The sequence below is a fragment of the Aurantimicrobium sp. genome (assembly GCF_036667855.1).
GTDB lineage: Bacteria > Actinomycetota > Actinomycetes > Actinomycetales > Microbacteriaceae > Aurantimicrobium.
This window is the reverse complement of record NZ_JAVWTF010000077.1, coordinates 1-4,394: the sequence shown is the minus strand read 5'-3', so window position 1 is coordinate 4,394 and position 4,394 is coordinate 1. Positions and strand designations below refer to the sequence as shown.

Annotated in this window: 5 protein-coding genes; all 5 read left to right on the top strand. The window is 51.1% G+C overall.

The window, feature by feature from the left end; all coding sequences use genetic code 11:
* Positions 1-136 precede the first annotated feature (136 nt).
* Positions 137-412, top strand: coding sequence for a hypothetical protein (locus tag RR877_RS09820; protein ID WP_332628086.1), 276 nt, complete (start codon positions 137-139; stop codon positions 410-412).
* 57 nt (positions 413-469) lie between these two features.
* Positions 470-823: a hypothetical protein gene (locus RR877_RS09815; RefSeq protein WP_332628085.1), complete on the top strand. Its 354-nt coding sequence runs from the start codon at positions 470-472 to the stop codon at positions 821-823.
* Positions 804-1,223, top strand: coding sequence for a hypothetical protein (locus RR877_RS09810; protein WP_332628084.1), 420 nt, complete (start codon positions 804-806; stop codon positions 1,221-1,223). Before RR877_RS09815 ends, RR877_RS09810 begins: the two co-directional genes overlap by 20 nt.
* Positions 1,216-2,790, top strand: coding sequence for a terminase family protein (locus RR877_RS09805; RefSeq protein ID WP_332628083.1), 1,575 nt, complete (start codon positions 1,216-1,218; stop codon positions 2,788-2,790). The genes RR877_RS09810 and RR877_RS09805 overlap by 8 nt, the downstream gene beginning before the upstream one ends.
* On the top strand, positions 2,780-4,394 hold a 1,615-nt coding region (locus RR877_RS09800; RefSeq protein ID WP_332628082.1), incomplete at its 3' end, for a hypothetical protein. The genes RR877_RS09805 and RR877_RS09800, both read left to right, overlap by 11 nt.

The window sequence follows — 4,394 nt, the reverse complement described above, 5'->3', positions numbered from 1 at the left end:
GCTTCCGCCAATCTAGTTAAGAGCCTGTGGTATAAACAGGTGGGAGGTAGGGCTGTTGAGCTTGTAACGCGCCTCGCCACTGGTGACATTAGCGACAAACACAAAGTAACTAAAACCTCTTAAGGAGAAAACAATAATGGTGTTCCCGAATCTGTCTGATAATACTGTCCGCACTGTCGTCACTGCCCTGAACAACTACCTCCCGTCGCAGCATCTGGAAGGTTTCCTCAAGGCGCTTGACGCAGCTGTTGGCGATGCTGAAGCCTCCAGTGCTGTTCCGAATGCAACCACTTCGGTGAGGGGCAAGGTGTTCCAGGGTGCTGCTGTCCCGAATGCTGTGGCAGCTCCGACCAAGGCTGAGTTTGATGCGCTGTTGGCGTCCCTCCGTACTGCCAACATTCTGGCTCCGTAATCTAAACTATACATATGGCAGTGGGCCAAGACCCACTAATCAACAAAGGAGATTCAAATGAGTGAAGATATTAGTAAGGAACTGGTTCAGCTGGCTGAGGGTAACGTTCAGGAAGCTCAACTAGCCACTGGCATTAACATGACCGAATGGGTCTTTGCCAATGAGAAGAACGATGGTGTACGACAGCTGTTCCATACCTTTATGAGTGGTGCATTCAACAACCAGATTGGCTTGGCCATCTGCAAGAACAAGGCCACTGGTAAGCTGGACACTCTGCTGGTTGGTGTCAACCCGACTGGCGAGGGTGGTGTTCAGCTCTTCCCGCTGGCCGTTGTCATCACTGAAGCGGAGCACGCAACCAACTGGCTGAGTCCGGATGGCGAGGGTGGTTATGTCGGAGCATCAGAGTAACGAACCTACTCTTCACGAAAAGATCCTGAATCTCTACAGCGAGGGGGCGGACGACGTTGAGGTCGCCGCTCTCCTCAATCTACCAGAGAAGAGATTCAAGGAACTCTATGAAGAGAACTCCGGGTTTGCAAAGGTAGTGGACATTGGCCGCACTAAAGCTGCGGCATGGTGGCACCACGTTGCTAGACGCAACCTCGTCACTAAGGGTTTCCAAGGTTCTACTTGGGCCATGGTGATGAAGAATAGACTGGGTTGGAGAGACCGGGTAGACGTTCTCGAAACTAATGAATCCACTCAGAAGTCGGCTGAACTTGAGAAGGAAATCCAAGATACGATGGCTCGTATCCAGAACAAGTCTCCGGCACAATTCCGTCAGATTATGGGAGGCGACGATGATTGACAGTGAAGACTGGCTGGTTCAAGAACTAATGAAGAGTGACTACGGCGATGGTGCTGTTAACGATGTTCGCAAGAACTTCTCTGTCACTTCCGAAGCAGCTGTCAATCCTGCCAAGCTTCGTCGTATCCTAGCCCACCTCCGTAAGATTGAGAGTGGCGCTGTACAGAGCGGTACAGCTAAATGGTTCTCGGAGGATAGTGAATATCCAATCGCTTCGCTGCCCAAGCATAAGGCGTTCTTCGATGCTGGCGCTGACTTTAACGAAAGGCTTGCACTATCTGGCAACCGTACTGGTAAATCCATTATGGGCTGTTACGAAACTGTATGTCACCTGACCGGTGAGTACCCGACGTGGTGGGCGGGTAGGCGCTTTGAACATCCGATTGATGCGTGGGCCGTCGGCCCTGATGCGCGTACTGTACGAGATACCATCCAGACAGAACTGCTCGGCCCGCAAGGCGAGTGGGGAACTGGCATGATTCCGGCCAGTGCACTTGGTAAGTCTGCTAGCTTGCAGGGTACTCCCGGAGCTATCGACGTTATCATGATTAAGCACCGCACGGGTGCTTGGAGCCGCCTTGGCTTTAAGAACTATCAGCAGGATCTGAAGTCGTTCATGGGTACGGCACGCCATCTTGTATGGCTCGACGAAGAATGCCCGATTGAAGTGTACAACGAATGTAACATCCGAACTGCTACCACTAACGGTATTATGGTGGCGACCTTTACCCCGCTCCAAGGACTTACGCCTATGGTGGTTAACTTTGCACGCAAGGCTACGTTCCTGCTCGGTGCCAAACCCATCCTGTCTATTGACGACGGTACGGAACATTTGGTTGGGCAGAGTCAAAGCAAGGCAATCTTGCAGATTGGTTGGGATGATGCTCCGTGGTTGAGTGAGGCTACCAAGCTTCGACTGCTTGAAGATACTCCTGAGCATATGAAAGAGGCACGACGTAGCGGTGCTCCTGCAATGGGTAGCGGCAACGTCTTCACCACTCCGGTGGAAAAGGTTATGTGTGATCCGTTCACCATCCCTGAAAGCTGGCCTCGCCTGTTTGCTATGGACGTGGGCTGGAATAGAACTGCTGCCATTTGGGGAGCGCTTGATCCTAACACTGATACTGTCTACTTCTACGATGAGCACTACGTTGGTAAGGAACTCCCTGCCAAGCATGCTCACGACATTCGTAGTAGAGGTGACTGGATTCCCGGTGTTATCGATCCTGCTTCTCGTGGTAGAAGTCAGGGTGATGGTGCACAGTTGATGCGACAGTACATTGATCTTGGTCTGGAAATACGTGCTGCACGTAATGATGTGGAAGCTGGTATCTCCCTCATTAACCAGCGTCTCGCCTCCGGCAAGCTTAAGGTGTTCTCCACCTGCCAGAACTGGCTGAAGGAATATCTCATCTACCGTCGAGACAAGAATGGTAAGGTTGTTAAGGAAGACGATCACGCACAGGATGCCGGTCGTTATGTCATCCTCAACCTACAGATTGCTGCTAATAAGAAGGACCAAACTTTCACAGGAGTAAACTATAGTGCAACTCGATATGACGTCTGATCTAAATCTAGACGATCTGAGAAACAAGGAGGATCTTACTCCGGAAGAGGCTGCCCAGCTTGCTACTCTTGAAGACACCCGTCGTATAGAAATCCTCGATGGGCTGGCCAAGAAGATTACTGACAACTTTGTCAGGCGAGCCAACGACCGTGTGGTTAAAGAGCATGAGTGGATTAAGGCAGGTAACCTGTACAACTCGCCGCTCATTAATGGTCGAGCCCTTCCGGATGATCCGTTCAGAAAGGATGCGGTGAATACCCGTCCTGTACCGAACATTGTTCGTACCAAGTGTGACACTGCTGTTGCTACATCCTACTCGATGCAGTTTGCAGCTGGTGCAAAGAACTGGGATATCTTCCCTCCGGCTAACAACCTGAGTGACGCTGTGAGCTACGCCTGTATCCAGATGGAGAAGGAGATTGAGGCTCAGCTGGACGCATGTAACTATGCGGCTCACGCACGTAAGGCAATGGAAGATCGAGTGATCTACGGCACTGGCATCCTAAAGGGTCCGGTGAATACTGGCAAGCGTACTGTGGAATATGTTCAGGAAGGTGGCGTGTGGATTAGCCAGCCTGTCACGGACTACACCCCTACCATTGTTCATGTAACCCCGTGGCGATTCTATCCTGATATGTCTGTCGTGGAGTTTAAGGATTGTGACGATGTGATTGAATCCCATAGCTGGGCACCCATCACTCTGTCGCAGTACAGAACCCACCCTGGCTTTGATGGTGACGCCATTGCTGCAATCCTCAGTGGAGACAACTCTACTCCGGAAGCATGCAACGCTCAAATCTCTACGCTTAAAGAAGATGTGTGGAACCTCAACCCCTACCTCTACAAGAAGAAGAAGTACCTCGTGCTCGAATACCATGGGCCTGTCACCTACGACGAACTGAATGCCATGGGCATTGAGGGCGACTACAGTGATGATGGTGTCATGGAGTTCTTCGGTGAAGTGTGGGTGTGTGCTGGCAAGATCATCCGTATGGAGATTGCTAACATCGAGGGCTACGCAGAAACTCCGTATGCTGTGTCTGTATGGAAGAATGATCCGGGCAGCATCTTTGGCTTTGGTCATCCGCTTCTGCTGGCAGATCCGCAGCGTGTTGTTACGCAGGCTTATCACATGATTCTGGACAACGCAGCCCTGACCTCTGGTCCGCAGGTTGCTATGTACAAGAAGTATGTTCAGCCTGTGGATGGTAACTGGAATCTTCAGCCCGGTAAGGTGTGGCATCTTACTGATCCGAGCAAGACTGTTAACGAAGCGATCCAGTTCTTCAACCCCACCAACGTCATTGGTCAGATCATGCCTGTGCTTAATCTAGCTATGCAGTTCGGTGAGGAGGAGAGTGCCACCACTAACACTGCCGCTGGTTTGTCCAGTCCGCAGAACACGGAGAGTGCAACTGGTCAGCTAATCATGCAACATTCGTCCACCACCCTGCTGGATTTCCAGAGTCAGGATTGGGATGACGAAGTTACTGAGAAGGTGATTAGACGCTTCTATGCTTGGAACATGCAGTTCAGTAAGCGAGAAGATATCAAGGGCAACTACGTCATTGATGTTAAGAGTAGCTCTGAGTACAAGAACAAGC